The sequence below is a fragment of the Bradyrhizobium sp. genome, assembly GCF_035935975.1.
Taxonomy (GTDB): Bacteria; Pseudomonadota; Alphaproteobacteria; order Rhizobiales; family Xanthobacteraceae; genus Bradyrhizobium.
On sequence record NZ_DASYWN010000052.1, the window covers coordinates 22,931 to 49,065 of the forward strand.

Genomic DNA, 26,135 nt, shown 5'->3' on the forward strand with positions numbered 1-26,135 from the left:
AGGACTCCTTCAGTAGCCGAATGCCCGCGGCAGCGCGGTCGAGAGCCATGGCACGAAGGCGATGACGAGCAGGCAGAGGAACAGCAGGCCAAGATAGCCCATGATCGGCTTCACCGTCTGCTCGATCGGCACATTGCCGATCAGGCAGGCGCCGTAGAGCCCGAGCCCGAGCGGCGGCGCGAACAGGCCGATGCCCATGGCGATGACGAGCACGACGCCGAAATGCAGGGGATCGACGCCGAGCTGCACGGCCACCGGCAACAGCAGCGGCCCGAAGATGATCAGCGCCGCGGCGCCCTCCAGCACCGAGCCCATCACGATCAGCACGACGATGGCGAGCAGGATGAACATCCAGACGCCCGAGGTCCTGGACAGCGCCAGCATGAAATCGCCGACCGCATGCGGCACCTGCTGCAGGGTCAGCGTGAAAGCCAGCGACTGCGCCGCGGCGACGATGAACAGCACGAGGCCCGCGCGCGTTGCGGCCTGCACAAAGCTGTGCGCGGCCGTCTTGAAGCTGAGCTCGCGGAACACCAGGCTGCCGACGACGAGCGCATAGGCCACCGCGAACGCGGAGATTTCGGTCGCCGTGGCAAAGCCGCTCTTGAAGCCGAAGAAGATCATGAAGATCAGGCCGAACGCGGCGATCGCGCCGCTCCAGAGCCCCGATACGGGCGCCTGCGGTTCGACGTCCTCGCCTTCCGCCGGCGGCTTGCCGAAGATGATGGAGACGACGATCAGCACCAGCGCCATCAGCGCTGCCGGCAGCAGCCCGGCCATGAACAGGCCGCCGATCGACAGGTTCGCGACGAAGCCGAGAATGATCAGGTTGATACAGGGCGGAATCGTCTCCGCCATCACCGCGGAGGCCGCCAGCAGCGCCACGGCGCCGCCGGGATTCTGCTTCGAGCGGCGCGCCGCTGGGATCAGCACGGAGCCGACCGCGGCAACGTCCGCCATCTTCGAGCCGGAGATGCCGGAGAACAGCACCATCGAGGCGACCATCACGACGTTGAGGCCGCCGCGCATGCGGCCGACCGCGCGCTGCAACAGCTCGATCAGCCGCACCGACATGCCGTTGGCTTCCATGAGGTAGCCGACGAGGATGAAGAAGGGGATCGCGAGCAGCACGAAATTGTCGATGCCGCGCGCCATCTGCTGGGCGAAGATGACGCCGGGCAGCGCGCCCTCGACCCAGATAAAGATGAGCGCGGCGAGCGCCAGCGCAAAGCCGATCGGCAGGCCGCCGAACAGGGTCGCGAAGAAGCCGATCAGCATCAGCGTGCCTGCCGACGGCACGGTCGCCGGCGACAGATAATCCCAGGCGAGATAAAGCCCGGTGACGACGATGATCGCAATGAGGCCCCTGACGATCTCAGGGAGCGGCCGCGCGCAGAGATGGTCGATCGCGAACACGGTCATGAACAGCGCGCCGACGCCCATCGGGTAGAAGGTCAATTCCAGCGGCAGGCCGGAGCCGGTGGTCTGGCCAGCGGTCAGCGAACCCAGCTTGATGGCGTTGTAGGCGACATAGCCGGAGATCAGCACGATCAGCAGCGCGCCGGCGGCATCGACCAGCGCGCGCAGCCGCACCGGCAACAGGTCGCGGAAGAACGACACGCCGACATTCTCGCCGCGCGCGAGCGCGCTCGCCGCGCCGAAGAAGGCCGAGCCGACCATCAGGCCGCGCGCGACGTCATCCGACCATTCGACCGGCGCGTTGAAGAAGAAGCGCAGCAGCACGGAGGCGCAGACGACGATGAGATCGGCGGCCAGCAGGATGGCCGCGATCGCGTCGCTGAGGCGCAGCAGCTGGGTGATGCTCCCGTGGCGGCCGCCCGAGACGGGCACGGCGGCTGACATAGCCAGCTCAGATTTGGCCAGCTCAGATTTGGCCAGCTCAGATTTGGTCATCTCAGGCTTGCGTCGCGCGGATGATGTCGATGACGGCCTTGGATTCCGGCCGCGCCTTGATGAAGTTCTCGGACTGCGGCGCCACGCGCTTCTTGAAGGCTTCGCGGTCGCATTCGGCCACCGTGACACCCTTCTCGCCCAAGGTGGCCAGCGCCTCCTTCTCGACCGCAAGCCCGTGGGCACGGGTGTCCACCGCGGCCTTCTTCGCGGCGTCGAGGAAGCCCTCGCGCAGCTTCGGATCCATGCGGTTGTAGGTCATATCGCTGAAATAGATCGCAAGCGGCGAGAAATTATGCTGCGTCAGCGCGTAGAACTTTGCCGTCTCGAAGAACTTGCTGGCGAGGATCGTCGGCGGATCGTGCTCGAGGCCATCGAGCACGCCGGCCTGCAGCGCCGTGTAGATTTCGCCGAACGCCAGCGGCGTCGCGGCCGCGCCCATCAGGCGCAGGCATTCCGTGATGACCGGATTGGGCAGAGTGCGGATCTTGAGGCCGGCAAGGTCTTCCGGGGTCTTCACCGGCTTCTTCGCCAGCACGCTGCGCGAGCCGAAATTATAGGCCCAGGCAATGATGCGGATGTTGCCGCCCTTGAGCAGCGCGTCCTCGATCGGCTTGGCGGCGCCGGCCTCGAACGCCTTGGTCTGCTGCGGGAAGCTCGAGAAGAGGAAGCCGAGGTCGAAGGTGCCGACCAGCGGCACCAGATTGGCCGAGATCGACGAGCCCGAGACCATGAGATCGATGACGCCGAGCTTCACCGAATTGATGACGTCGATCTCCTGGCCGAGCTGGTTGTCCGGGAAGAAGGCGACCTCGACCTGCTCGCCGAGCCCGTTGCCCTTCAGGTTCTTGACGAGGTTGTCGTAGTAGACGCGGCCGTTGGCGTATTTGGGATCGTTCGGCAGCGAGGAGGAGCATTTCAGTTTCAGCGTCGCAGCTTCGGCGCGGCCGATAATCGCGGGAGAGAGCACGAGGCCGGCGCCGACCGCCGCCGATGACTTGATGAACGCGCGACGGTTCACGGGCACGATGGTCATGGTGCGGTCTCTCCCCAATATTTTTGTTCGCGGCCGCGATCATTGCCGCAACCTGTTGCGCGGACTGTATGGCGAAAGCGACGGCACAGGCAAGGGATGCGGCCCGGGGCGCCGCGATGGCACGAGTGGCATGCGCGCCGCCAGGGAGCGTCGGGGAACGCCTTTATTTATAGATGTTTTCGACGATTCCGCACGACAGCGACGAGGCCTGCCATGCAAGATTGACGCAGATCGATCCAATTCAGGCATGGATCAATGCCGAACGTAGATCAATGGAGGAGACGCAGCAAAAACATAAAAGCCGCGGGATCGTGATCCCGCGGCTTTTGCACTTGAAGAGATACGATGACGTCAGCGCGAATGTGCGGCGCTGAGCTGCCCGTTCGCCGCCGCGACATCGCGGGAGGGACGCAGCGCATAGGCGCCGTCGCCAAGCAGGGCCTGCGCCGCCAGCGCGATCGCCCAGAAGGCGGGGAATTCCCAGCCGCCCTTCGGATTGGTGAAGAAGAAGCCGGCGGCACCGTGCACGGTGAAGATCGCGCCGAGCAGGATCGGAATGCCGGCCAGCGCCGCGTAGCGGGTCCAGACGCCGAGGATCAGGGCAACGCCGCTGAGAACCTCCACAGTCATGATGAGGTAAGCGAGCTCGGGCGGGAAGCCGAGGCTGCCGAAGAACTTTGCGGTCCCGGCCGGCGTGAAGACGAACAGCTTCAGGCTGGCATGGGCGAGGAAGAGCGCGCCCAGCGTCACGCGCAGCACCAGCGCGGCGTAGGGAGCGGTACGGGAATCGATCATGGCGGTCTCCTTTGCTGCACTGCGCTATGATCTATTCCCATCCAAATGATAATCGGCTATTTTGGAATTATACCTCACACCAATAGAGTGAAGTCGATGCTCGACCGGCTGACCAGCCTGGAGGTCTTTGCCAAGGTGGCGGCGATCGGCAGCCTGTCTGGCGCGGCCCGGGCCATGGGCCTGTCCCAGACCATGGTGACCAAGCATGTCGCCGCCCTCGAGGCGCGGCTCGGCACAAGACTGTTCCACCGCACCACACGGCGCCTCTCCATCACCGAGGCCGGGCGGAGCTATCTGGAATCCTCCGAGCGCATCCTCGCCGACATGGAAGCCGCCGACGCCGCGGTCGCGCGCGAACGCGTCGAGCCGCGCGGGCTGCTGCGGGTCAACGTGCCCGTCGTGTTCGGCACGCGGCAGATCGCGCCGGCGATCGCGGCGTTTTCGGCAGCCCATCCCGAGGTCACGGTCGAGCTCGGCCTCAACGACCGTCTCGTCGATCTCGCCGAGGAAGGCTGGGATCTCGCGATCCGCATCGGCAAGCTGCGCGACTCCAGCATGGTCGCGCGGCGGCTCGCGCCGAACCGCCTCGTGGTCTGCGCCGCGCCATCCTATCTGGCCAAGCACGGCACGCCGCGCAGCGTCGCCGATCTCGCGGCGCATAATTGTCTCGGCTACACGCTCTCGCAGCAGGCGAGCGCGGCGGAATGGCTGTTCGGCGCCGATGGCGAGATCCGCGTCCAGGTCAGCGGCACCTTGCGCGCCAACAATGGCGATGCGCTGCGCGCGGCGACACTGGCCGGCCTTGGCCTCGCGCGGCAGCCGACCTTCATCATCGCCGACGATCTGCGCGCCGGCACGCTGGTCGCACTTCCGCTCGACCAGCCGGAAATCCAGACCTCGGCGGTGCATGCGGTGTACCTGCCCGACCGCCGGCCGCCGGCGAAGGTGCGCGCCTTCATCGACTTTCTCGCAGCGCGTTTTGCGCCTGTTGCGCCCTGGGACCGCGGACTGTTCTGACGGCACACGGACTGGCACGCCAGCTCCGGCAAATCCCCTGCCCCATTTTGCCGCACGCGCATGCGTGAGATAGCGCACAGACAGACTCATGGCGCACGACTAGAAAAGGTGAGATCCTCGCGCCCATTGCCGATGGAGGTGACACCATGCGCCGTCCAGTCCTCAGTCATTTATTCCTTGCGTCCAGCCTGCTTGCCCTCAGCCAGCTGATGACACCGACCGAGGCCGCCGCTGAAGCGCGGCTCGCGCTCGTCATCGGCCAGTCCGCCTATCGCACCGTGCCGGAGCTGCCCAACGCTGCCAACGATGCCAAGGGCATGACGGAGCTGCTCGGCAATGCCGGTTTCACCGTCTCCACGGCGGCCAATCTCGGGCAGAGCGAGATGCGTACCGCGATCTCGGATTTCGCAGGCAAGGTCAGCGCCAGCGGCGCCGACACCGTCGCGCTGGTGTTCTATGCCGGCCACGGCCTGCAGATCGACGGCGAGAATTATCTGGTGCCTGTCGATCTCGACCCCAAGCGCGAGGCGGATATCCCACTCCAGGGCGTGCGGCTGAACGATCTCCTCAACACGCTCGGCGCGCTGCCGACGCGGGCGCGCATCTTCATGCTCGATGCCTGCCGCAACAATCCGTTCCCCGCGCTCAGCGGCGCGGGCCATGGCCTCGCCATCGTCGACACCAAGGCCGGCGCACCCGGCTCGTTCATCTCCTACTCGACCTCGCCCGGCGCGGAGGCCGAGGACGGCACGGGCATCGACAGCCCCTACACCACCGCCGCGCTGACCATCGCCAAGCAGCCGAACCTGCCGATCGAGGAAGTGTTCAAGCGCATCCGCGTTGCGGTGGCGCAATCGACCGACGGCCGGCAGATCCCGTGGGAAAGCTCCTCGCTGACCACCGATTTCAAGTTCTTCGGCGGCGACAGCAGCAGTCAGCAGCCTGCTCTTCCGGGCGCGTCCGCGATGGCGCTCGCCAGCGGCACGCGCAGCGTCGCCGACTGGCGCAAGGATTTGCAGGGCAAGGACGCCAAGGTCGCCTATGAGCTCGTCATCACTGACGACACCGTGGAGGCGTATCAGGCCTATATCGAGCTCTACGCGCAGGACACCCGCACGCCGCGCATTCGCACGGTGCTGGAGCGCCGGCGCCAGATGCTGGCCTGGGAGCGCGCGACCGCGATCAACACCCGCGCCTCGTTCGAGGCTTATCTCAACAACTGGGACAACAGCGATCTCGCCGCGACCGCGCGAAGGCTGCTGCTCCGCGTGCAGAACCGCAACTATGCCGTGCCGGTGGCCGCTGCCGCGGCGCCTGCGCCGGTCGCCGTCGCGATGGCGCCGACCTGCCCGTGCTCGGCGCCATCGGCACCGGCAACGCCGGTCAATCCGACCGTCGCGCCTGTGATCAAGAAGCGCGTCGACGAGACCCCGCCCAAGCGCAAGGTGGTCGAAACGCCGCCGAAGCCGCGCCGTCCGCCGCCGGACGAGGTGGTCTATGAGCGCGCACCGCCGCCGGATCGCGGCCCGCCGCCCGAAGCCATCGGCGTCGGAATCGGGATCGGTCTCGGCATGGGAATGGGCATGGGCGGCCGCGGCGGCGGAATGGGACACGGCGACTACGGCAACCGCGGCAGGTACTGAGAGCACGTCGCGCACAACTCTCGTGCCCCGGACGCAGTGCAGCGCTTCCGGGACACGAGAGTTTCGGGTATTCTCCACCTATCACTTTCCGGAAATGCTGTAGTCTGATCGACCGACAGGCTTTCCGGGGACCTCGATGCCGCAAGACTCGCACGCCAAGCATGCATGGCCGCTGTTCCGCTCACTCGCGTCCTATTCCCTGCCGGGCGACCTCATGGCGGGGCTGACGCTGGCGGCGATTGCGATCCCTGAGCAGATGGCGACCGCGCGGCTCGGCGGATTTGCCCCGCAGATCGGCTTCTTCGCTTTCATGGCGGGATCGCTCGGCTTTGCCCTGCTCGGCGGCAATCGCTTTTTGTCTTGCGGTGCCGATTCCACGATCACGCCGATCTTCGCCGGCGGGCTCGCCGCACTCGCTGCCGCCGGGACGCCTGAATATCAGGGCCTTGCGATCGCGCTGGCGCTGATGGTCGGCGCGATGATGCTGGCCAGCGGCGCCTTCCGCCTCGGCGGCATCGCCAATTTGCTGTCGGTGCCTGTCATGGTCGGCTTCCTCGCCGGCATCTCCGTCCACATCATCGTCTCGCAATTGCCGGGCGTGCTGGGAGTGGAGTCGCCAAGCGGCCCGACGCTCGATCGCATCGGCGTGCTCGCCCGCGAGCTCGGCCACACCAATCCCTTCACGCTCTGCATCGGCTTCGGCGTGCTGGCCGCGGTCTTCATCTGCGAGACGATCAGCGCAAAGATTCCGGGCGCGCTGATCGGGCTGGTCGGCGCGACACTGGCCACCATCGCACTCGGCCTCGAAAGCAAGGGCGTCAACGTCGTCGGCGCCGTGCCGGGCACGCTGCCGCGGCCGACCTTGCCCGACCTCGCACCGGAGCTGTGGGTGCGCCTCGTCCCGCTCGCCTTCGTCATCACCGTCGTGGTGATGGTGCAGACCGCAGCGACGACACGGTCGTTTCCGTCCGATCCCGACAAGCCTGCCGATGTCGACCGCGATTTCCTCGGCGCGGGCGCCGGCAGTGCGCTGTCCGGCCTGTTCGGCGCGTTTCCGGTCAATGCCAGCCCGCCGCGCACCGGCATCGTCGCCGAGACCGGCGGGCAATCGCAGCTCGCGGGCCTTGCCGCAGCGGTGATCGTGCTGGCGCTGCTCGCCTTCGGCACGGGACTGTTGCAGCACGTCCCGGACGCGGCGCTCGGCGGCATCCTGCTGTTCGTCGCGCTGCGCATCATCCGCGTGCAGCAGATCGTGACGATCTATCGCCAATCGTTCAGCGAATTCCTGCTGATCGTCGCCACCGCCGCGCTGATCATCGTGCTGCCGATCCAGCAGGGCGCATTCCTCGGCATCGTGCTGTCGCTGCTGCACGGCATCTGGAGCACGACGCGCGCACGGCTGGTCGAGTTCGAGCGCGTGCCCGGCACCACGATCTGGTGGCCGGCGCATCCGCACATCACCGGCGAGCGCATCAACGGCGTCGCCGTGATCGGGCTGCAGGCGCCGCTGTCCTTCCTCAACGCGCCCGGCTTTCGCAGCGACGTGGCGAAAGTGCTGGGCACGGCGGCGCCGCAATTGCTCGTGCTGGAGGCCAGCGGCATGGTCGAGATCGACTTCACCGCGGCGCAGATCCTGCTCGACGTCTTCAAGGTCTGCAACGCGCAAGGAGTGACGGTGGCGCTGGCGCGGCTGGAATCCGTGCGCGCGCAGGACGCATTCGAGCGCTTCAGATTGTTCGACGCCCTGCCCCGCGAGCACGTCTTCCACAGCGTGGACGAGGCTGTGCGCAAGCTGGCGAGATGATCGCTCTCACTGCGCCAGTGTCGGGTGATCCCGCTGCACCGTCTCGCGGATCCAGGCGGCATGGATTGCGCGAAACAGGATCTGCGCGGTCTTGAGGTCGTTCGCGCGCATGCAGAGATTGACGATGCGGTGCACCGCGTCGTCGCGCATCAAGCCGTCGGAGATCTTCATCGCGATCTCCATCGCGACCTTGGCGGCGCGCTCATAGCGTTCGCTCCCGCGCTTGTCGCTGCACGCCAAGCCGGCGGCGCTGGAAGCCGCAGCGTCACAGATCGCGCGGATGCGCTCGGCGGCTTCGATGTCGCCGAGTGGTCCTTCGACCGTCTCATCCCAGATATCTTGTCGCGTTTTTGGCGCGAACCAGCGCATTGCCCACCATCCGCGACCTTCAAGCCGCCATGTCGCCGCACTTCAGCCTCTCCCCAGCATAGAGAGACCAATCGAGATCGGCGAGACGATTTTTCCGCATGCTCCGTCTTGACGTCTTCAGGACGTTCGACGTGGTCCGATGGCCTCGAACTGCGCCTTCTGCTCGTCATTGAGCGTGGCATAGAAATCCTCCAGCGCCGCGCGCACCGACTTGACGCTTTCGAGTATCACATCGAGCCGCTTGCGGACCGCGGCCATTCGCGCCGGCGGCGTCATCACCTCGCTCGGCTCGCAAGCCGCCTTGAGCGATGCGCTGACCCTGGCGCTGGTGTCCTGGAGCACCTGCAGCGCGGCACGCTGCGTGTCGTTGGGGTGAAGCCTTGCCTCGATGTCGGTGCCGGGCCAATCGAGCGCGGCAGACGCGCCGCAAGTCTGGACCAGCGATCCGCCGCTGCCGTTGCCAGCCGTCGTGCGGCGCTGATCGTCGGCTAGCGCATTGAACCGCGCTTTCTGCTCGTCGGTGAGCGAGCCATAGAATCCATCGAGGGCGGGCTGAACGAGATCGACGGCTTTCACCATCGCCTCGACACGCTGCTGCATCGCCGCCAGCCGACCGGGTGCTGTCGCCGCGACCTGCGATGGGCAGGACGCGCGGATCAGCGCTGCTGCGTCAATCGAGGCGTTGCCGAGCGCATCGAGATTGGCGCCTTGCGCCTCGGTCGGCTGCACCGCGGCGGCGATCTGGTCGATCGGCAGACCGACGATCTCGCGGCGGTCGCTGCCGCAGAGCTGATCCAGCGCAACGCCCCGCGCTTGCCGACGTCCCTGCGGGCGCTGCGGCAGATAGGCCGACAAGCCGTCATAGCCGTAGGGCCCGAAGAGGCCGGCATAAATGTCCGGATAGCCGTAGCCCCAGAAGCCGAGGCCGTCGCCCCAGATCGTGTAGTCGTAGAGATCGTTATAGGCGAACGGCCAGAACAGCGGTCCGACCCAGCCGTAACCGCCGCCCGCATGTTGCCACCATCCGCTGCTGGCGCCATGCCAGCCGGCGAGCGCGGCCGCGGCCGTGATGTGAGCGCGCGCCGCGGGATTGCTGATCAGGCGGCCGTTACGGAAGGCGCTGGAATGCGCGTTGAACGCGTTGCGGAAATGCGCAGGGCGGACGGACGCATTGCGGATCTGACCGAAGTTCGGACCGTGCCGAGCGCCGGTTGCAAACCGCATCGCGTGATGATGACCGCCACCATGCGCATGCCCAAAGCCGTGGCCGTGGAAATGGCCGCCGCCGTGATGGCCACCTCCATGCCCACCGCCGTGACCACCGCCATGGCCGCCACCGTGTCCGCCCTTGCCCAGAGCCGTCCCCGCCAGCATGCAGGCAAGCGCTATCACGGCAATTCCAATGACCGGTCGCAACATCGCATCCTCCCGCAAAGCCGCGCCATCGAGGCATCGGAAATTATCGGGAATTGGAACCGGCCGGGCCACAGAAAGTTCCGCGAGCAGGGCAGCGGACCGCTGCTATGCCTCCGGCACGATCTTGCCGGGGTTGAGGATGTTGAGCGGATCGAGCGCCTTCTTCAGCGCGCGCATCGCCTCGATCGCCTCGGGACCGAGTTCCGCCTCGAGATATTTCTGCTTGCCCTGGCCGATGCCGTGCTCGCCGGTGCAGGTGCCGTCCATCGCCTGCGCGCGCTCGACGAGGCGATGCATGAACTCCTCGCCGCGCGCCATCTCGGCGGCGTCGTTGGTGTCGCACACCAGCGAGCAGTGGAAATTGCCGTCGCCGACATGACCGACGATCGGCGACAACAGGTTGAGACGCTTGAGATCTTCCTCGGTCTCGCTGACGCAATCGGCAAGGCGCGAGATCGGCACGCAGACGTCGGTCGCGACCACGCCGATGCTGTCGCCGGGGCGCAGCGCCTTCACGGACCAATAGGCATCGTGCCGCGCCTGCCACAGTTTTGTGCGATCCTCCGGCTTGGTGGTCCAGGAGAAGTCACCGCCGCCGCACTCCTTGGCGATCTCGCCGAACGCCTTCGACTGCGCATCGACCTCGATCTCGCTGCCGTGGAATTCCATCAGCAGCAGCGGCGTCTCCGGCAGCGTCAGCTTCGAATAGGCGTTGCAGGCCTTCACCTGCGCCGTGTTGAGCAGCTCGATACGCGCCACCGGAATGCCGGTCTGGATCGCCATGATCACGGCCTGACACGCCCCGTGCACGGTCTCGAACGACACCGCGGCCGCCGCGATCGTCTCGGGGATGCCGCGCAGGCGGATGGTCAGTTCGGAGATGATGCCGAGCGTGCCTTCGGCGCCGACGAACAGATGGGTCAGATCGTAGCCCGCCGACGACTTCTTGGCGCGCGTGCCCGTGGTGATGATCTCGCCGTCGGCGCGCACGACCTTCAGCGCCAGCACGCTGTCGCGCATGGTGCCGTAACGCACCGCATTGGTGCCGGAGGCGCGGGTCGAGGCCATGCCGCCGAGCGAGGCATCGGCGCCGGGGTCGATCGGGAAGAACAGGCCCTGGTCGCGCAGATGCTCGTTGAGTGCCTTGCGGGTGACGCCGGGCTGGATCACGCAGTCGAGATCCTCGGCATGCACCGCCAGCACCTTGTTCATGTCGCGCAGATCGATCGAGATGCCGCCGGCGGGTGCGTTGACCTGGCCCTCGAGCGAGGTGCCGGTGCCGAAGGGAATGACGGGGACGCGATTTTTGGCGCAGATCCGCACCACGTCCTGGATGTCGGCGGTCTCCTGCGCCATCACCACGCCGTCGGGCGGCTGGTTGACGATCCATGTGGTGGTATGGCCGTGCTGCTCGCGGACGGCCTGCGAGGTGATGAGGCGGTTGCCGAAGCGTGCGGCAAGCTGCTCCAGCGCGCTCGCAAGGGCTTTCGGCTCCGGCCGCGGCGGATTATTGGTGATGGTGGTGCCCACGGAAATTCCTCCCGACGAGAAGAGACCGTGGCAAAGGACATATAACCGGTCAAGTCAAGGGACCGGACGCATAGCTTGGGAATGAAACATGCCGGAGAGTTCTATCACAGCCCCGACCGCCGAGCCGTTCCGCTCCTCGATCATGCAGATCGAGCCGCAATGGATCGACTATAACGGCCATCTCAACATGGCCTATTACAACGTGATGTTCGACCGGGCGATCGACGAGCTCTGGCTCGAGCTCGGCATGGGGCCGGCCTACAAGAAAGAGCGCCACGGCTCCACCTTCACCGCCGAATGCCATGTGCGCTATCTGCGCGAAATCCATCTCGGCGATCCCGTGCAGATCCTGATCTGGCTGCTGGAAACCGACAACAAGCGGCTGCACACATTCGAGGAGCTGCGTCACGCCACCGAGGGCTGGCTGTCGGCGACGTCGGAGAACATGTCGCTGCACATGGACATGAAGGCCCGGCGCGTGGCGCCGTTTCCGCCTGACGTTCAGGAGCGGGTTACGGCTGTCACCCACGCCCACGCCGCCGTAGCGCGCCCCGAGGGCATCGGCCGGAACGTGGCGATGCCCTCGAAGCGGAGTTAAGGAGCCCTCTGTACCTCCTCCTCATCCTGAGGAGCCCGCGAAGCGGGCGTCTCGAAGGATGCAAGGCCACAGTCGGGCCTTCATGGTTCGAGACGCGCGTTCCGCGCTCCTCACCATGAGGATCACCCGCTAGATCCTGCGTCCGCGGGCAAGGCCGACCACGGCCGAGACCAGGAACAGGACGATCGCGATGAAGAAGATGATCTTGGCGATTTCAATCGACGCGCCGGCGAGGCCGCCAAAGCCCAGAAGACCGGCGATCAGTGCGATAACCAGAAATGTCACAACCCAGCTCAGCATGGCCTTAACCTCTGTTTTGGTGTCTGTCTGCGATCGGCGCGGCTGGCGCGCCTCACTTGGACAAACAATCTCCAACTCGGAACATTGGTTCCGGCGTGCTGCGGCCGGAAATTCGTTCGGCCGGCAGGAACAAATCGCCCTGTCGCGCACGTGGAAAACCCCTCGCGGCCGCCCCATATAGGCGCTAATCCCTGTTATGAAGGCTCCCTTCCGCCACCCCGCGGTGCCATCGTGGGGCCAATGATTCGCATGACCGAGCCGAGCAAGATCAACAGCGTACCCGACCACCAGCCCGCAGCCGGCGGCATCGCCGCGCGTGCGCGCGCCTCCGTGGGCCCGAAATACCTCTCCGGGCTCAATCCCGAGCAGCGCGAGGCCGTGGAGACGCTGGATGGCCCGGTCCTGGTGCTGGCCGGCGCCGGCACCGGCAAGACGCGCGTGCTGACCACGCGCATCGCCCACATCCTGAGCCAGGGCCGCGCCCGCCCCGCCGAGATCCTGTCGGTGACCTTCACCAACAAGGCCGCGCGCGAGATGAAGCACCGGCTCGGCCAGATGCTCGGCCATGCCGTCGAGGGCATGCCGTGGCTCGGCACCTTCCACTCCATCGGCGGCCGCATCCTGCGTTTCCATGCCGAGCTGGCGCAGCTCAAGTCGAACTTCACCGTGCTCGACGTCGACGACCAGGTCCGGCTGCTCAAGCAGCTCCTGCAAGCCGAGAACATCGACGACAAGCGCTGGCCGGCGCGCATGCTGGCCGGCCTGATCGACGGCTGGAAGAACCGCGGCCTGATGCCGTCACAGGTGCCGTCGGGCGAAGCCGCGATGTTTGCCAACGGCAAGGGCGGCAAGCTCTATGCGAGCTACCAGGAGCGGCTGAAAATTTTGAACGCCGCCGATTTCGGCGATCTGCTGCTCGAGAACATCCGCATCTTCCGCGAGCATCCCGATATTTTGCGGCAGTACCAGCAACGCTTCAAATTCATCCTGGTGGACGAGTATCAGGACACCAACGTCGCGCAATATCTGTGGCTGCGGCTGCTGTCGCAAGCGCCGGCGAAGCAAACCACGCCCACCGTCATTCCGGGGCGGCTCGAAGAGCCCAACCCGGAATCCGGAGATGAGTCCACAGCTCGAGATTCCGGGTCTGCGCCTTCGGCGCATCCCGGAATGACGGTGGCTGCCGCTCCCCCCACCAAGAACATCTGCTGCGTCGGTGACGACGACCAGTCGATCTATGGCTGGCGCGGCGCCGAGGTCGACAACATCCTTCGCTTCGAGCACGATTTTCCGGGCGCGAAGGTCATTCGCCTCGAGCGCAACTACCGCTCGACCGGCCACATCCTCGCGGCCGCCTCGCACCTGATCGCGCATAACGAGGGCCGGCTCGGCAAGACGCTGCGCACCGAAGACCAGGACGGCGAGAAGGTCACCGTGACGGGCTCGTGGGATTCCGAGGAGGAAGCCCGCGGCATCGGCGAGGAGATCGAGCAGATCCAGCGTAAGGGCGAGAAGCTCAACGAGGTCGCCATTCTGGTGCGCGCGTCCTACCAGATGCGCGAGTTCGAAGACCGCTTCGTCACGCTCGGCCTGCCCTATCGCGTGATCGGCGGCCCGCGCTTCTATGAGCGCGCCGAGATCCGCGACGCGCTGGCGTATCTGCGCGTCATCAATTCGCCGGCCGACGATCTCGCCTTCGAGCGCATCGTCAACGTGCCCAAGCGCGGCCTTGGCGACGCCACCGTGCAGATGCTGCACGACCACGCCCGCAAGCGCCGCATTCCGCTGTTCGAGGCGGCGCGGGCCGTGGTCGAGACCGACGAGCTGAAGCCGAAGGCCCGCGGATCCTTACGTGACCTCGTGGCCCAGTTCGAGCGCTGGCGTGCCCAGCGCGAGGTCACCGCGCACACCGATCTCGCCCAGATCGTGCTCGACGAGAGCGGCTACACCGAGATGTGGCAGAAGGACCGCTCGGCCGACGCCGCGGGCCGGCTGGAGAACCTCAAGGAGCTCGTGCGCTCGATGGAGGAGTTCGAGAACCTGCAAGGCTTCCTGGAGCACATCTCGCTGGTGATGGACCGCGACGGCGGCGCCGAGGACGACGCGGTGTCACTGATGACGCTGCATTCGGCCAAGGGCCTCGAATTCGACAACGTGTTCCTGCCCGGCTGGGAAGAGGGCCTGTTCCCGAGCCAGCGCACGCTGGACGAACAGGGCCGCGCCGGCCTCGAGGAAGAGCGCCGGCTCGGCCATGTCGGCCTGACCCGCGCCCGCCGCCGCGCCATGATCTATTTCGCGACCAACCGCCGTATCCATGGCACCTGGTCGACCACGATCCCCTCGCGCTTCCTCGACGAATTGCCGGCGGCCAATGTCGAGATCACGGAATCCAAGGGCGGCTCGGCTTGGGGCGGCACCGGCGGCTACGGCGCCTCGCGCTTCGACGACATGGAGGCGTTCGGCTCGACCTATTCGACGCCGGGCTGGCAGCGCGCCCAGGCCAACCGCAACCGCGGCGGCGGCCGTAGTGGAGGCGGTGGTGGCGGTCGCGGCGGCTTCGAGGAAGAGGCCGCGACGTTCTCGTCCTCTTCGTCATCCGGCCCCGATTTCGGCAGCTTCTCCTCGCGCCGCCGCGGGCCCCTGACGATCGAGGGCGAGCTGGTCGCCAAGTCGACCGGCACGACCTCGGAATTCGCGCTCTCCGACCGCGTCTTCCACCAGAAATTCGGCTATGGCCGCGTCACCAAGATCGACGGCAACAAGCTCACCATCGCCTTCGACAAGGCCGGCGAGAAGAAGGTCGTGGACAGTTTTGTGCAGCGGGCCTGAAGCGGCCCTGCTCACAATGCCGTCCGCTCAGCCCTTCAGGATGTTGGCGCCCTGGTCGTAGATCAGCTGGTCGACATGCCCCGCACCGGGCGCGATCTCGAGCCGCCAGCCCAACCTCACATCGAGGCTTTTGGCCAGCTTCGTGCAGTGCTCGAAATGCCAGAGACCACGCGCAAGGCGATGCGGCCCCTGGGCCATCGCCTCGTCCCAGCGCGGCAGGTCGGGCGCATCAGGGTCGTTGTCGGCATCGCCCAGCAAGATGACGAGCGAGCGCCCCAGATACCTCCGCAAATCACGTGAGCTGAGGCCAATCCCTCCCATGCCGTCCGGATAGTCCTTGGCGAGGTCCGGCAGCATGTAGCAACCGCAATTGGCGGCAACGGCGATGTCGACGGAAGCGGCCTCGTTGAGCGCGAGATAGCGCAGCACGAATTGGGCTCCCGCGGAATTGCCGAACAGGCCGAAGGTCTCGCGGCTGGACCCGATCGCCCCTCGAACATAGTGAAACAGCCGGTCGATCACCCCGAAATTCCAGTGATCGCGCGGCAGAACCGAATTGTCCGGCGGCGGCCGCCGCACGCCACCGAAATTGTATGCGGCGATACCCGGGAACTGCTCCGGATCGAACTCCGGCACCAGCACGATTTGCCCGTTGCGTTCGGCCTGAGGAACAAGCAGATCGCGAAACGCCGCGGCCGCGCGATCAACGCCATGCATCGCCACGATGATGCGGGTGTGCGGACCACTCGATCGGGGGCAAAAGGAAAAGACCCGCATCGTGCGTGGCGAAGGGACGGCACCCTCATCGCGAAACACGAACGAGCCGGCGCCTTCAGCCAGAGTGAATTTGCTCAATTGCTTGCCTCCGAAGATGCGGTATTCATAATTGAATGAAACCCGGCGGCACAACCATCGAGGCCACCAGTCCTGCCATGCCTCACTACGTCGCCATCATCGAAGACGCCGGCCCCGACGACGCCGTCAGCCTGTGGTTTCCCGACCTGCCCGGCTGCATTTCCGGCGGCGATGACGTCGACGAGGCCCTGGAGAATGCGCCCGAGGCGCTCGCGTTCTATGCGCAGGAGCTGACCGAGGACGGCCGCGAGCTTCCTCCGCCGAGGACGCTGGAGGAACTCGAGGCCGATCCGGCATTTGCCGAGGACCTTGGGAAACACACGGCCGTCCTGATCGAATGGCCGCCCCCGTCTGAGGGGACCGAGTGAGGACTGTTCGCCGCACTGGCGCAACTCTCGACGGTTCTGGTCCGAACAGCCCTTGACCATCGCGAACTTCCCCGTATCAGATGCACATATGGTCCGGGGCTCCATCACACTGATCTTGCTGGTATTGGGGATGCCGTCGCTTGCGGCGGCGGAGACCATGAGCTTTGGCGATTCGATCGGGCTGCTGGCCAAGAGCTGCGGCCCCGAAATCGTCGCCAATTGCCGCGGCGTCAATCCGGACTCGACGCGGCTGAAGGAATGTCTGTCGCGCAACCGCGACGTGCTCTCCCAGCAGTGCCAGAGCGATTATCTCGGCGCCTTCGACGCCATCCAGAAGCGCGTCGCCGCGCGCGTGACGGTGGCGAACGCCTGCCAGCGCGAGATCGTCAAGGTCTGCGGCGGCTCGACCAAGGAGACCAGCAAGTCGATCCCCTGCCTGGTCTCGACGCCCAAGGGCATTAGCAACAACTGCCTGAAGGCCGTGGACGACGCGGGGTATCGCTGATGCGCGCGACCGCAATTGCCATCACGCTTGGCATTACACTTGGCCTTGCCCTGCTCGCGGGCGCGGCAGGCGCACAGACGGCAGCGCCGACCCAGACCGCGGCGCCGACCCGTGACGACATCGTCGGCAAGCTCAACCATTTTGAACAGGCCGGCGAGGTCGACCTGCCCGCGCTGAAGCAGCAGGTGATGGAGCGCGCCAAGGCCAGGATCAAGAACGATCCCGGTCCGGTGAACCGGCCGCTGATCGCGCCTGACCTCGCGAGCCTGCCAGCCTTCAACGCGCAGATCCAGTTCGACGCCGACACGCCGATCATCCAGCCAGCCTCCTACCAGACCGTCGGCCGCATCGCGGACGCGCTGGTCCATTCCTCGCTGCTGCCCTACACCTTCCTGATCGTCGGTCACGTCGAATCCAACACGAAGACGCGCGAGGCCAACGCGATCCTGAGCCAGCGCCGGGCCGATGCGATCCGTGACGTGCTGGTGAACACGTTCAAGATCTCGACCAAGCGGCTGCATCCGATCGGGCTCGGCGAAGAGCAGTTTCTCGACCGGGCCAAGCCGACCTCGCCCGTCAACGGGCAATTGCAGATCCTGACCTATGCCAAGGTACCGGAGGAAGCGCCTGCGCATCCGGCCGCGGCGCCTGCGCCTGCGGCGAAAAAGCCCGCCAAGAAGCGCTGAGGATGCGCGCCCCGGCGCCCGCCGGAACCCTTTGAAGTCTTGACCGTTTTGTGACCTGTCTCACAGCGCAGCCGCAGGGTTTCGCGCGACACTCGGGGCGGTTTGTGCACCGCCCTGTCCGGTGCTATAGCCTCTGTTCGTCCTTCCCCGCTCCCATGCTGCATGAGACTGAGATGGCTGGCTATTTTCAACGCCAACTGGCCGACTACGTCGAATATCATCGCGATCCCTGGAACTGCGCGATGCATGTCGTCGGCATCCTCCTGCTCTTCACCGGTGCGGTGCTGCCGCTGACCCTCGTGCATTTTTCCGTGTTCGGGGTCCAGGTGAGCCTGGCGGTATTCCTGGCCCTGCCGGTGCTGGTCTACTGGCTGATGCTGGACGCCGGGGTCGGCCTCGGCATCCTCGCCGCGATGATCGTGCTGCTTTCGGTCGCAACCGCAATCGGCAATCAGGTCTCGATCGTCATGATGTGGTCGATTTTTGCGGTGCTGATCGGATTTGGCGTCACAGCGCAGATCGTTGGCCACAAGGTTTTCGAGGAACGGCAGCCGTCGATGGTGGACCATCCTACGCATTTCCTGCTCGGACCGATGTTTGTCATGGCGAAATTGTTCATTGCATTGGGCTTCCGTCGCGACCTTGCCGCGATTCTGGCGCCTGTTCCGACCAACTCTCTTTCAACCCGATAGCTCTAGAAGCGAAACAGCAAACCTTCTGCATGGCTCTCGTACTGGTTACCGGTGGCAGTGGTTTCATCGGACATCATCTCGTAGAAGCGCTCCGCGCCCGTGGGCAGCGGGTACGCGTTCTCGATGTTCGTGCGCCGGCCGCGGCCAACGCCGACGTCGAACATATGCACGGTTCCGTGCTTGATGCCGCTGCCGTCGAGGCTGCGGTCGCGGGCGTCGATCAGGTCTATCACCTCGCCGGCCTGCCCGGCATGTGGGTCGCCAACAAGCAGGACTTCCACGAGGTCAATTGCCGCGGCACCGAAGTGGTGCTCGCCGCCGCGATGAAGCGCGGTGTCTCGCGCTTCCTGCACTGCTCGACGGAATCGATCCTGTTCCCCTACTCCAACCTCAACGGCGTTGCCGCCGAGGAGGCGCTGCAGCCGGCCGATGCGATGCCCGGCGCCTATACGCGGTCGAAGTCGCTCGCCGAGCACCACGCCGCCAAGGCCGCGGCCAGCGGCTTCCCGCTCGTGATCGGCACGCCGACCATGCCGATCGGGGCCGCCGACCACAATCTGACGCCGCCGACCGCGATGCTCTGGTACTTCCTCCAGAAGAAGGTGCAGCCGCATCTCAACTTCCTGGTCAATCTCGTCGACGTCCGCGACGTCGCCATGGGCCTCGTGCTGACCATGGAGCGCGGCCGCATCGGCCAGCGCTACATCCTCGGCGGCGACTGCGTTCCGCTCGGCAACATCCTGCGAATGATGTCGGCGATGAGCGGCCGCCGGCAGTATCCGGTCGTCGTGCCCGGCAAGATCGCGGAGCTGTCCGCGATCATGCTCGAATCCATCTCCGATCGCATCACCCACCGGCCGCCCAATGGCACCGCCGAGGGCGTGCGCATCGCGCTCGCCGCAAGCGACCTTTCGATCGGCAAGGCGCGCACCGAGCTCGGCTATGCGCCGCGACCGATCGAACCGGTGCTGCGCGAAACCATCACCCACCTGCTCGCCCGCAACGGCCAGCAGCCCTCCGGCGCCATCAAGCATCACGCGCTCTCCTCGCGCGCGAGCTGACGCCGCCGCCTAACGCAAAGAACCTTCATGTCCTTCGATTTCAGCAAGCTTCTCTCCGTGGCCTGGGGTGGCTGGACCACGACCTGGCCGACCGAACTCCTGGCTCTGATCTGGCTCGCCTTTCTCGCCAGCTGGGTGGGCGCCTCGTTCTGGCAGGGACGGACCAAGAAGCAGGTCATGACGCTGGAGTCGCAGCGCTATCGCCTGCCGATCCTGGTCGGCGGCATCCTGTACACGCCGTGGGTTGCGGAGATCCTCGGCTGGAAGCCGCTCTGGGTGCTCGGCAATACCGGCATCTCCATCGCTGCGGTCCTCTCGGTCGCCGGCATCGCCTTCGCCTGGTGGGGCCGCCTGCATCTTGGAAAGTTCTGGTCCAACACCATCACCCACAAGGAAGACCACCGCGTCATCGACACCGGCCCCTACGGCATCGTGCGCCACCCGATCTACACGGGATTGATCTTCGGCATGCTCGTCACCGGCATCGCGATCGGCACCGTCACGACGATCCTCGGCGCCATCCTGATCTCGCTCGGCATGTGGCAGAAGGGCCGGATGGAAGAGGTGTTTTTGTCGAAGGAGCTCGGCGAGGACGCCTACGGCGCCTATTGCCGCCGCGTGCCGATGATCATTCCGTTCCTGTCCCCGCGGTGAGAGCGGGCCTTCTCCCCTACCGCGTCCTCTCAGCAACGTTACTGCTAACCCCGTCATCCCCGCGCAATGGCGAAGCCATTGTCGCTGGAGGTGCGAGGTTCGCGATGCGCAGGCATCGCGAGCTGAGCCTCAGGATGACGGGGAACAGGACGCGCTCGCTCGTTCAGCCAGAAACCGCCCGCTCCTCTCCATGCAAATTTGGTCGGCAGCCATTCCGCGGGAATAGCCGTCCCTCGAGTTCCCTGGCGGTTGACCTTTTTACCGCCAACCAGTTGGATGCGCCCGCAACTGGGCATGACGACATCCATCGTGGATCTGGAGAGGTCGACGATCAGGCCTGAGCCCGCGCGGGGCCTTGGGCGATCTAGGACTGTGCCCCACGTTCAACAGGGGATTCTCAATGACGTTTTCCAGCATCTTCGCGCAGTTCGTCGCGCTCCTCGGCGGCATCGCGCTGCAATGGCGGAAGCTGTCGGGCAACACGCCCGCGCCGGCCTGGGGCCAGGCACCGGCCATTCCCGAAGCGAAGCCACAAGGCGCCATCCCGACCCTGAAGATGCCGACCGCGCGCGGCTGGAGCGAGGGCCAAAAGCCGACCACCGCGCCCGGGCTCAAGGTCAACGCGTTCGCGACCGGCCTCGACCACCCGCGCTGGATCGAGGTGCTGCCCAATGGCGACGTGCTGATCGCGGAAGCAACGCAGGTCGCAGGTCCCCCGCGCACGGTGTTTCACTATGCGATGCAGGCGACGATGCGGCGCGCCGCCGCGCTCGGCGTGTCCGCCAACCGCATCACGCTGCTGCGCGACAAGGACGGTGACGGCGTAGCTGAAGTCCGCGGCGCCTTCATGGAGAACCTCAACCAGCCGTTCGGCATGGCGCTGGTCGGCGACACCTTCTACGTCGGCAACACCGACGGCGTGATGGCCTTTCCGTACGTCGCCAATGCCGACCGCATCACGGCGCCGGGCAAGCGGCTCACCACCTTCAAGCCGAGCGGCCACTGGACGCGCAGCCTGCTCGCCAGCCCCGACGGCAAGAAGCTCTATGCCGGCGTCGGCTCGCTCAGCAACATCGCCGAGATGGGCATGGAGGTCGAGGAAGGCCGCGCCGCGGTCTACGAGCTCGATCTCGCCGCCGGCACGCATCGCATCTTTGGTGCCGGCCTGCGCAATCCGGTTGGCCTTGCCTGGGAGCCGAATACGAACGTGCTCTGGACCGTCGTCAACGAGCGCGACGGCCTCGGCGACGAGACGCCGCCGGACTATCTCACCTCGGTGCGCGACGGCGGCTTCTACGGCTGGCCCTATTGCTACTGGGGCAAGACGGTAGACGACCGCGTGCCGCAGGATGCGGCGATGGTCGCCAAGGCGCTTCAACCGGACTACGCGCTCGGTGGCCACACCGCTTCGCTCGGCCTGTGCTGGATGCCCGCAGGTACGCTGCCGGGCTTCCCCGACGGCATGGTGATCGGCCAGCACGGCTCATGGAATCGCAGCAAGCTGTCCGGCTACAAGCTGGTGTTCATCCCGTTCCAGAACGGAAAGCCCTCCGGACCCGGTCGCGACATCCTGTCGGGCTTCCTCGCTCCCGACGAGAAGGACTCCTACGGCCGCCCGGTTGGCGTCGTGATCGGCCCCGACAAGAAGTCGCTGCTGATGGCCGACGACGTCGGCAACGTGATCTGGCGCGTGACCGGCGCTTAAAGAATCACGTCCCCACGCACAACGTGGCGCGCTGCTTGCGCAGCAGCGCGATCACGGACAGGGCCGTGATCATCCCGGTCTTGGGATTCTCCGACGGGATGTTCTCGATGCCCATCGAGAACCGCGCCGAATCCGCTTCGACTTCGATGCGGTGAACGTTGCGCGTCACGGTCGGGTCGGCCCAGACCTGCATCTGGGTGCGATCGGGGCCAATGCCCGCCAGCGACAGCGCGACGGCGACATTGACGTTGGCCGGAAAGCCTTTCGCCGCGTCGCGCGCGCTGCCCTCGAACAGCTTGAGCGGCTCGCGCAGATTGTCGATGTCGATGTTGTTCTGGACGATGAACGGCGCGCCCTTCAGCCCGTCGACCGGTTTGCGCGTGACCATCTTCACCGAATGAATGGTGCCGACCGCGGCGGCGTTGACGGCGTCGAGTCCGATCAGCGCGCCGGTCGGCACGAGGATGCGACCGCCCCTGGCGCGGGCGAGATCGATCAGATCGTAATTGTCGAGCAGCCCGCCGGCGCTGACCACGACCGCGGCCTTGCCGCGCTTCACCGCGGGCTCGACGATCGCGCGCAACTGGCTGCTCGGCGCACACTCGACCACGATGTCGGCGGCCTCGCCGAGCTGGTCGATCGACATGATTTGCGGCTGATGGCGTAGACCGCTGAGAAAAGCCTGATGCTTGGCGGGATCGCGCACCGCGACGGCGGATAGCGTCAGTCCCTCGATGCCCTGATCGAGCGCGGTCGCGATCTTGGTGCCGATCGAGCCGAGGCCCGCGATGGCCACCCGCAATTCGCCTGCCGCTTTCTGTTCAGTCATCGCATCCACCTTTGATCCAGGCCCATGTCATAGCCGCTCAGGCCTCCCGCGCATAGCTGCGGAGGCGCGCCTCCAGCACCGCCAGCATGGCATCGCGGGCCGGATCGCGCGAGCCGCGCAGCCAGGCCGCCGCCAGCGGCAGCCGGCCGACGGGGCCGGTCTGCTTCGGCCGCAGCGGCACGAAGCGCACGCCGGTCACCGCCATGCGCGTGGTCCAGCGCGGCACGATCGCAACGCCGAGCTTCGTTGCCACCAGATGGATGATGGTCTGCTTCTCGTCGGCGACCTGCACGATACGCGGCGTCAGGCCGGCCTGCTCGAACAGCTTGATCGTCAGATCGTGGCTGTGCGGCCGCGAGCGGCGGTCCGGCACCAGCATCGCCTCGTCGGCGATGTCACCCAACGTGATCGACTTCTTCGCCGCCAGCGCATGCCGCTGCGGGAACGCGACGATCGCGGTCTCCAGCAGCAGATCGCGGAATTCGAGCCGCTTGTCCGCACTGTCGGGCGGACGGACGAAGGCGAGATCCAGCGCGCCGGTCAGGATCTTCGGCAGCAGCCGGACGGTCTTGTCCTCGAGCAGCTGCACCGCGATGTCAGGATGCTTGTCGCGGAAATCGCGCAGCAGCGGCGGCAGGAGTCCGGCCGCGGCGCTGTCGATGGCGCCGATCCGCAACCGCCGCACAGTCCCCGCACGCGAGCGGTTGCGTAGATTGTTCTCGACCGCCTCAACCTTGGCGAGGATGGCGCGGGCATCGCGCAGCAGCGTGGTGCCGTCCTCGGTGAGCGACACCGCACGCGTCGTCCGCGCGAACAGCCGGGTGCCGAGATCCTCCTCCAGCAGCCTGATCTGCCGGCCGAGCGCCGAGGGCAGCATCTGGAGCTGCTGTGCCGCATGGCCGAAATGCAGCTGCTCGGCCGCCGCCACGAAGCATCGAAGCTGATGCAATTCCATCCAAAGTCCTCTCGTCTCGCTTGGCGAGGATTATATCATTTTTTTGTATAAACCAGCGCCAATTGAGTATGCCTCCTGCCACCGCCTACGCTCGCTGTCGACGTGGACCTTTCGAAGTTTCCTCGGGGTCCGCCGAACAACAACAAACCGGAACTTGTGGAGGCCAGGGTGGCGAGCGAGATTCAGACGCGCGTGCTGCGCAAGATCACTTGGCGCATCGTCCCCTTCATCATGCTGCTGTACTTCGTGGCGTTCATCGACCGCGTCAACATCGGCTTTGCCTCGCTGACGATGAACAAGGACCTCGGCCTGTCGCCCGCGGTCTACGGCTTTGGCGCCGGCATCTTCTTCTGGGGCTATTTCCTGTTCGAGGTGCCCTCCAACATCATCCTGCACAAGGTCGGCGCGCGGATCTGGATCGCGCGGGTGATGATCACCTGGGGCATCGTCTCGGCCGCGATGGCCTTCGTGCAGGGCGCCACCAGCTTCTACATCCTGCGCTTCCTGCTCGGCGTCGCCGAGGCCGGCTTCTTCCCCGGCATCATTCTCTATCTCTCCTACTGGTTCCCGGCGCGCCAGCGTGCTGCGGTCACCGCGCTGTTCATGGCGGCCGCGCCGCTCTCGACCGTGCTGGGCTCGCCGATCTCGGGCGCGCTGCTGGAGATGGACGGCCTGCTCGGCTTCAAGGGCTGGCAATGGCTGTTCGTGCTCGAGGCGGTGCCGGCCGTGGTGCTCGGCTTCGTCGTGCTTGGCTTTCTGACCGATCGTCCCGAGAAGGCGAAATGGCTTGCCGACGATGAGCGGCGCTGGCTGATCGAGACCATGAATGTGGAGACCACCAGCAAGGCCGCGACCGCAAGCCACAGCATCTGGCGCGGGCTCGCCGATCCGCGCGTGCTGGCGCTGTCGCTGATCTATTTCGGCACCTCGGCCGGCCTCTACACACTCGGCGTCTGGGCGCCGCAGATCATCAAGCAGTTCGGCCTGTCCTCGCTCCAGGTCGGCTTCCTCAACGCGCTGCCGGCAACAGCCGCCGTCGTCGCCATGGTGCTGTGGGCACGGCATTCGGACCGCACCGGCGAGCGCACCTGGCACGTCGTGATCGCCTGCCTGATCGCGGCTGCGGGCCTCGCCTATGCGGGCCTTGCGGCGGGTGTCGTCGCGGTCCTCGTTGCACTGACGCTGGTCAACATCGGCATCTCCTCGGCAAAGCCGCCGCTCTGGAGCATGCCGACGCTGTTCCTGTCCGGCCCTGCGGCCGCGGCCGGCATCGCCACCATCAACTCGATCGGCAATCTCGGCGGCTTCGTCGGGCCCGCCATGATCGGCTGGATCAAGGACCAGACCGGCAGCTTTGTCGGCGGTCTCTATTTCGTCAGCGGCCTGCTCGTTCTCTCGGCGGTCCTGACCCTGCTATTGTCGCGCGCACAGACCGCGCCCGTCGAACCCGTCCCGCAATCCCACTGATCTCTCAAACGGAGCACATCCATGCGCACCCATTCGATCGCAGCCATTCCCGCCGACGGCATCGGCCCAGAAGTCATCTCGGCCGGCGTGCGCGTGCTGGAGGCTCTCGCAAAACGCAGCGGCGACCTCGCCTTCAACGTCAAAACCTTCGACTGGGGCTCGGACTATTACAAGAAGCACGGCGTGATGATGCCGGCCGACGGTCTCGCCGAGCTGAAGAAATTCGATGCGATCTATTTCGGTGCGGTCGGCGCGCCTGACGTGCCCGACCACATCACGCTGTGGGGCCTGCGCCTGCCGATCTGCCAGGGCTTTGACCAATACGCCAATGTGCGGCCGACCAAGATCCTGCCGGGCGTCGCCTCGCCGCTGCGCAATGTCGGCGTCGGCGATCTCGACTGGGTGATCGTGCGCGAGAATTCGGAAGGCGAATATGCCGGCATGGGCGGCCGCGCGCACAAGGGCCTGCCGGAAGAGGTCGGCACGGAAGTCGCCGTCTTCACCCGCGTCGGCGTCACCCGCATCATGCGCTATGCGTTTCAGCTCGCGCAGTCGCGGCCGCGCAAATTCCTGACCGTCGTGACCAAGTCGAACGCGCAGCGCCACGGCATGGTGATGTGGGACGAGATCGCGGCTGAAGTCGCGACCGAATTCCCCGACGTGACCTGGGACAAGATGCTGGTCGACGCCATGACCGTGCGCATGACGCTGCATCCGAAGAGCCTCGACACCATCGTCGCGACCAATCTCCACGCCGACATCCTCTCCGACCTCGCCGGCGCGCTTGCCGGAAGCCTCGGCGTGGCGCCGACCGGAAACATCGATCCGCAGCGCCGCTTCCCCTCGATGTTCGAGCCGATCCACGGCTCGGCCTTCGACATCACCGGCAAGGGCATCGCCAACCCGGTCGCGACGTTCTGGACCGGCGCGCAGATGCTCGAGCATCTCGGCGAGAAGGATGCGGCGTCACGGTTGATGAAGGCCGTCGAGCGCGTCTGCGCGGCCGGCGTGCTGACGCCCGATGTCGGCGGCAAGGCGACGACGAAGGAAGTCACGGACGCCGTGATCGACGCGATCCACGGCTCGAACGTCTAGCAGACTGGGGAGAGC

Annotated in this window: 24 protein-coding genes; 14 read left to right on the forward strand and 10 right to left on the reverse strand. The window is 66.0% G+C overall.

What is annotated here, in order from left to right:
• Positions 1–9 precede the first annotated feature (9 nt).
• The 3 genes from VGR99_RS30830 to VGR99_RS30840 form a co-directional block, all read right to left on the reverse strand.
• A complete protein-coding gene (locus tag VGR99_RS30830) occupies positions 10–1,863 on the reverse strand; it encodes a TRAP transporter large permease subunit (protein WP_326903713.1) in 1,854 nt (617 codons plus the stop codon).
• Between the two features lie 52 nt (positions 1,864–1,915).
• Positions 1,916–2,947, reverse strand: a complete 1,032-nt coding sequence (locus VGR99_RS30835; protein ID WP_326903714.1) for a TRAP transporter substrate-binding protein — start codon at positions 2,945–2,947, stop codon at positions 1,916–1,918.
• Positions 2,948–3,298: 351 nt separating this feature from the next.
• Positions 3,299–3,742: a DoxX family protein gene (locus VGR99_RS30840; protein ID WP_326903715.1), complete on the reverse strand. Its 444-nt coding sequence runs from the start codon at positions 3,740–3,742 to the stop codon at positions 3,299–3,301.
• 96 nt (positions 3,743–3,838) lie between these two features.
• Here VGR99_RS30840 and VGR99_RS30845 point away from each other — a divergent pair, with 96 nt between their 5' ends.
• From VGR99_RS30845 to VGR99_RS30855, 3 genes are all read left to right on the forward strand, one after another.
• Positions 3,839–4,759 carry a LysR family transcriptional regulator gene (locus VGR99_RS30845; RefSeq protein WP_326903716.1) on the forward strand — a complete coding sequence of 307 codons (921 nt, stop codon included), beginning with the start codon at positions 3,839–3,841 and terminating at the stop codon, positions 4,757–4,759.
• Positions 4,760–4,905: 146 nt separating this feature from the next.
• Complete coding sequence (locus VGR99_RS30850; RefSeq protein WP_326903717.1) at positions 4,906–6,402, forward strand: caspase family protein; 1,497 nt, start codon at positions 4,906–4,908, stop codon at positions 6,400–6,402.
• A gap of 136 nt (positions 6,403–6,538) precedes the next feature.
• Positions 6,539–8,206: a SulP family inorganic anion transporter gene (locus tag VGR99_RS30855; RefSeq protein WP_326903718.1), complete on the forward strand. Its 1,668-nt coding sequence runs from the start codon at positions 6,539–6,541 to the stop codon at positions 8,204–8,206.
• Positions 8,207–8,212: 6 nt separating this feature from the next.
• Here the strand turns inward: VGR99_RS30855 and VGR99_RS30860 are convergent, their stop codons facing one another.
• The 3 genes from VGR99_RS30860 to VGR99_RS30870 all read right to left on the reverse strand — a co-directional run bounded on the left by VGR99_RS30860 (position 8,213) and on the right by VGR99_RS30870 (position 11,521).
• Positions 8,213–8,575: a hypothetical protein gene (locus VGR99_RS30860; RefSeq protein ID WP_326903719.1), complete on the reverse strand. Its 363-nt coding sequence runs from the start codon at positions 8,573–8,575 to the stop codon at positions 8,213–8,215.
• 117 nt (positions 8,576–8,692) lie between these two features.
• The gene (locus VGR99_RS30865) at positions 8,693–9,994 is read right to left on the reverse strand and encodes a Spy/CpxP family protein refolding chaperone (RefSeq protein ID WP_326903720.1); all 1,302 of its coding nucleotides are present in this window, start codon (positions 9,992–9,994) and stop codon (positions 8,693–8,695) included.
• A gap of 102 nt (positions 9,995–10,096) precedes the next feature.
• Positions 10,097–11,521, reverse strand: coding sequence for an FAD-binding oxidoreductase (locus VGR99_RS30870; protein WP_326903721.1), 1,425 nt, complete (start codon positions 11,519–11,521; stop codon positions 10,097–10,099).
• An 88-nt stretch (positions 11,522–11,609) separates the two neighbouring features.
• On the opposite strand from VGR99_RS30870, the gene VGR99_RS30875 reads away from it, so the two are divergent.
• A complete protein-coding gene (locus VGR99_RS30875; RefSeq protein ID WP_326903722.1) occupies positions 11,610–12,119 on the forward strand; it encodes a thioesterase family protein in 510 nt (169 codons plus the stop codon).
• 129 nt (positions 12,120–12,248) lie between these two features.
• Here VGR99_RS30875 and VGR99_RS30880 read toward each other — a convergent pair whose 3' ends face one another.
• Positions 12,249–12,419 (reverse strand): DUF1328 family protein, encoded by a 171-nt coding sequence (locus tag VGR99_RS30880; RefSeq protein ID WP_326903723.1) that lies wholly within the window; start codon positions 12,417–12,419, stop codon positions 12,249–12,251.
• A gap of 240 nt (positions 12,420–12,659) precedes the next feature.
• Here VGR99_RS30880 and VGR99_RS30885 point away from each other — a divergent pair, with 240 nt between their 5' ends.
• A complete protein-coding gene (locus VGR99_RS30885; RefSeq protein ID WP_326903724.1) occupies positions 12,660–15,248 on the forward strand; it encodes an ATP-dependent helicase in 2,589 nt (862 codons plus the stop codon).
• A gap of 27 nt (positions 15,249–15,275) precedes the next feature.
• On the opposite strand, the gene VGR99_RS30890 is transcribed toward VGR99_RS30885, so the two are convergent.
• On the reverse strand, positions 15,276–16,103 hold the full coding sequence (locus VGR99_RS30890; RefSeq protein WP_326903725.1) for a hypothetical protein: 828 nt from the start codon (positions 16,101–16,103) through the stop codon (positions 15,276–15,278).
• A gap of 77 nt (positions 16,104–16,180) precedes the next feature.
• On the opposite strand from VGR99_RS30890, the gene VGR99_RS30895 reads away from it, so the two are divergent.
• The 7 genes from VGR99_RS30895 (at position 16,181) to VGR99_RS30925 (ending at position 21,774) form a co-directional block, all read left to right on the forward strand.
• Positions 16,181–16,471: a type II toxin-antitoxin system HicB family antitoxin gene (locus tag VGR99_RS30895; RefSeq protein ID WP_326904075.1), complete on the forward strand. Its 291-nt coding sequence runs from the start codon at positions 16,181–16,183 to the stop codon at positions 16,469–16,471.
• A gap of 88 nt (positions 16,472–16,559) precedes the next feature.
• Positions 16,560–16,976: a hypothetical protein gene (locus VGR99_RS30900; RefSeq protein WP_326903726.1), complete on the forward strand. Its 417-nt coding sequence runs from the start codon at positions 16,560–16,562 to the stop codon at positions 16,974–16,976.
• A complete protein-coding gene (locus VGR99_RS30905) occupies positions 16,976–17,662 on the forward strand; it encodes an OmpA family protein (protein ID WP_326903727.1) in 687 nt (228 codons plus the stop codon). Before VGR99_RS30900 ends, VGR99_RS30905 begins: the two co-directional genes overlap by 1 nt.
• A gap of 155 nt (positions 17,663–17,817) precedes the next feature.
• Positions 17,818–18,354 carry a DUF962 domain-containing protein gene (locus tag VGR99_RS30910; RefSeq protein ID WP_326904076.1) on the forward strand — a complete coding sequence of 179 codons (537 nt, stop codon included), beginning with the start codon at positions 17,818–17,820 and terminating at the stop codon, positions 18,352–18,354.
• A gap of 29 nt (positions 18,355–18,383) precedes the next feature.
• The gene (locus VGR99_RS30915; protein WP_326903728.1) at positions 18,384–19,415 is read left to right on the forward strand and encodes an NAD-dependent epimerase/dehydratase family protein; all 1,032 of its coding nucleotides are present in this window, start codon (positions 18,384–18,386) and stop codon (positions 19,413–19,415) included.
• A 27-nt stretch (positions 19,416–19,442) separates the two neighbouring features.
• Positions 19,443–20,069 (forward strand): isoprenylcysteine carboxylmethyltransferase family protein, encoded by a 627-nt coding sequence (locus tag VGR99_RS30920; RefSeq protein WP_326903729.1) that lies wholly within the window; start codon positions 19,443–19,445, stop codon positions 20,067–20,069.
• A 400-nt stretch (positions 20,070–20,469) separates the two neighbouring features.
• On the forward strand, positions 20,470–21,774 hold the full coding sequence (locus VGR99_RS30925; RefSeq protein ID WP_326903730.1) for a sorbosone dehydrogenase family protein: 1,305 nt from the start codon (positions 20,470–20,472) through the stop codon (positions 21,772–21,774).
• Positions 21,775–21,778: 4 nt separating this feature from the next.
• On the opposite strand, the gene VGR99_RS30930 is transcribed toward VGR99_RS30925, so the two are convergent.
• Together VGR99_RS30930 and VGR99_RS30935 are read right to left on the reverse strand one after the other, a co-directional pair.
• Positions 21,779–22,603, reverse strand: coding sequence for an aspartate dehydrogenase (locus VGR99_RS30930; protein WP_326903731.1), 825 nt, complete (start codon positions 22,601–22,603; stop codon positions 21,779–21,781).
• Positions 22,604–22,640: 37 nt separating this feature from the next.
• Positions 22,641–23,558 carry a LysR family transcriptional regulator gene (locus VGR99_RS30935; RefSeq protein ID WP_326903732.1) on the reverse strand — a complete coding sequence of 306 codons (918 nt, stop codon included), beginning with the start codon at positions 23,556–23,558 and terminating at the stop codon, positions 22,641–22,643.
• A gap of 168 nt (positions 23,559–23,726) precedes the next feature.
• On the opposite strand from VGR99_RS30935, the gene VGR99_RS30940 reads away from it, so the two are divergent.
• Together VGR99_RS30940 and VGR99_RS30945 are read left to right on the forward strand one after the other, a co-directional pair.
• On the forward strand, positions 23,727–25,025 hold the full coding sequence (locus VGR99_RS30940; protein ID WP_326903733.1) for an MFS transporter: 1,299 nt from the start codon (positions 23,727–23,729) through the stop codon (positions 25,023–25,025).
• Positions 25,026–25,046: 21 nt separating this feature from the next.
• Positions 25,047–26,120, forward strand: a complete 1,074-nt coding sequence (locus tag VGR99_RS30945; RefSeq protein ID WP_326903734.1) for a tartrate dehydrogenase — start codon at positions 25,047–25,049, stop codon at positions 26,118–26,120.
• Positions 26,121–26,135: the final 15 nt, after the last annotated feature.